Source organism: Flavobacterium sp. (genome assembly GCF_044338735.1).
Taxonomy (GTDB): Bacteria; Bacteroidota; Bacteroidia; order Flavobacteriales; family Flavobacteriaceae; genus Flavobacterium.
The window spans coordinates 1-3094 of the sequence record NZ_JBIIWV010000219.1; the positions used below are offsets into that span (position 1 = coordinate 1).

2 protein-coding genes are annotated in these 3094 nt (G+C 34.7%); one reads left to right on the top strand and one right to left on the bottom strand.

The features are described from left to right. Positions 1-100: 100 nt before the first annotated feature. Positions 101-673 carry a pentapeptide repeat-containing protein gene (locus ACIQZC_RS10340; protein WP_396139144.1) on the top strand — a complete coding sequence of 191 codons (573 nt, stop codon included), beginning with the start codon at positions 101-103 and terminating at the stop codon, positions 671-673. Between the two features lie 109 nt (positions 674-782). Here the strand turns inward: ACIQZC_RS10340 and ACIQZC_RS10345 are convergent. Then, a partial coding sequence (locus ACIQZC_RS10345; protein WP_396139145.1) for a valine--tRNA ligase occupies positions 783-3094 on the bottom strand: 2312 nt, incomplete at its 5' end.

Below are 3094 nucleotides of genomic sequence, written 5' to 3' on the forward strand. Positions count from 1 at the left end.
AGCTACATCCCCAAAATTTTTACGAATATACTATTTTTAACTAAATAATTTTATTCAGATTGATAAAATTGAACTAGTTTTACGATTCTAAAATAAAATCATGCACGCAGATTATATAATTGATGAAAAAATTACCGATATTATTTATGCAGAAAATGATATCAAGTTTAAAGAATATGAAAATTGCACGTTTACCAATTGCGATTTTACAGCCTGTTCATTTACCGCAGTAACTTTTATAGATTGTAATTTTTTTGATTGTAATTTTAAAAATACAAAAATCAATCATGTTTCGTTGCGGGATGTTTGGTTTACTAAATGTGATTTTACAGCCGTTAACTTTGCTATGACCGATCAAATTTTATATGAATTTCATTTCAAAGACAGTTTGTTAGATTATGCTCAGTTTTACAGTTTGAAACTAAAAAAAATGCAGTTCATCAATTGCAGTATGATTGCTGTTGATTTTATGGAAAGTGATTTGACTGAAGCAATGTTTGATAATTGTAATTTAAGACATGCCGTTTTCATAGGCACTACTGCTAATAAAACCGATTTTTCTACTAGTTATGATTTCATCATAGATCCTGAAAAAAACAAACTAAAAAGAGCTATTTTTTCAACTGAAAATCTTGCCGGCCTTTTGAAAAAATATGATTTGGTAATAAAATAGATGATTGAATTTTACATTACCCGATAGCGCGGATTTATAATCCATGCCCCCAATAAGCATAAAAAATCCCGAGCGCAAACTCGGGATTCATTTTTTATACTAAAATATATTATTTCAAACCAGCCAAACTTTGCTCAATCATCGCAATTTTTGCCAAAGCATCGGCTTCTTTTTTGCGTTCGTTGGCAATGACTTGTTCGGGTGCTCCGGCTACAAATTTCTCGTTAGACAATTTTCCTTGAACCGAGCGTAAGAACCCTTTTGTATAATTTAACTCTTCGGTTAATTTTATGATTTCTGCTTCCAAATCAATGGCACCCGTAATCGGAATAAAATATTCGTTTGATTTCACACGATACGACAATGCCCCGTCTACTTTGTCTGAAACATAATCTATTGCCTCAACATTTCCTAACTTTAGAATTACTGAATCAAAATATGTTGATGCCTTTTCATTATTCAAAATAGACAACGCAATAGCATCTCTAAACGGAATATTTTTGTCTTTACGAATGGTTCTAATACCCGAAATCACTTCGGTTGCAAAATCAAAATCAGCAATTAATTGTGCGTCAAACGATTTTGCATTTGGCCACTCACCCACTATCAATGCTTGTTCTGGAGTTCTTTCAGCAATGTGGTGCCAAATTTCCTCTGTTAAAAACGGCATGAACGGATGCAATAATTTTAAGTTCGCTTCCAGCATTTCAATCGCTTTGTCAAAAGTCGCTTTATCAATTGGTTGTTGATATCCTGGCTTAATCATTTCTAAGAACCACGAGCAAAAATCGTCCCACACCAATTTATAAATGGCCATTAAAGCATCGGATAATCTGTATTTGTCAAAATTATCTTCAATTTCTAAAAGGGTTTGTTGCAATTTTGCTTCGTACCATTCAATCGCTACTTTTGATGATTCTGGTTGAGGAATATTGGCTACTTCCCAACCTTTGATTAGTTTAAATGCATTCCAAATTTTATTTGAAAACCCTTTTCCTTGGTTGCACAATTCTTCGTCGAATAAGATATCGTTTCCTGCCGAAGCACTTAATAATAATCCTACACGAACACCATCGGCACCAAATCTTTCAATTAGTCCCAATGGTTCTGGGGAATTACCTAATGATTTAGACATTTTACGTCCTTGCTTATCGCGAACTAATCCTGTTAAATAAACATTTGAAAATGGTTTTTCGCCTGCATATTCATAACCCGCAATAATCATACGCGCTACCCAAAAGAACAAAATATCGGGTCCGGTAACTAAATCATTCGTTGGATAAAAGTATTTAAAATCTTCATTTTCTGGGTTTAAAACGCCCCCAAAAACCGCCATTGGCCATAACCATGAAGAAAACCAAGTGTCAAGTGCATCGGAATCTTGTCTTAAGTCGGAAGCTTGAAGCTGGGAGTTGGAAGTTTTTACTTTAGCTAAAGCTAAAGCTTCTTCTTTTGTTTCAGCTACAACGAAATCTTCTTTTCCATCACCATAAAAATAGGCCGGAATTTGTTGTCCCCACCATAATTGGCGTGAAATATTCCAATCGCGAATGTTGTTTAACCAATGTGCGTAGGTATTGTTGAAGCGATTTGGATATAATTTAATATCATCTGATTCTAAAACCGCTTTGATGGCTGGTTTTACCAAATCTTCCATTTTTAAGAACCATTGATCTGATAATCTTGGTTCGATAACCGCTTTCGTTCGTTCAGAAGTTCCTACTTTGTTCAAATGGGTTTCTGTTTTTGCTAAAGCGCCGATAGTTTCAAGCTCTTTAGCAATTTCTTCACGAACTACGAATCTATCTTTCCCTAGATAATGCAATCCGAATGAATTCAAAGAAGCATCTTCATTGAAAATATCGATGATTTCTAAATTGTGCTTATCGCCTAATGTTTTATCGTTTGTATCGTGTGCTGGAGTTACTTTTAAGCAACCGGTTCCAAATTCTACCTCTACATACTCGTCTTCAATGATAGGCACTACTCTACCGCAAATAGGAACAATTGCTTTTTTACCTTTCAAATGCGTAAAACGCTCATCATTTGGATTGATGCAAATGGCAGTATCTCCAAAAATGGTTTCGGGACGCGTGGTTGCCACTACTAGGTGATGGGTTATTGGTGATGGGTTATTGGTGTCATCTACCACTTCATATTTAATATAATATAATTTTCCTTGGCGCTCTTCAAAAATTACTTCTTCATCAGATAATGTGGTTTTTGCTTCTGGATCCCAGTTCACCATTCGGTAACCGCGATAGATTAAACCTTTATTGTATAAATCTACAAAAGAATGAATTACAGAAGCTGACATATCGTCATCCATTGTAAACTTGGTACGATTCCAATCGCAAGAACAACCTAATTGTTTTAATTGTTCTAAAATGGTTCCACCGTATTTATCAGTCCATTCCCAAG

Bases quoted from the DNA above. Each gene is read 5' to 3' on its own strand.
- ACIQZC_RS10340 (WP_396139144.1), top strand. From the start codon at position 101: ATGCACGCAGATTATATAATTGATGAAAAAATTACCGATATTATTTAT.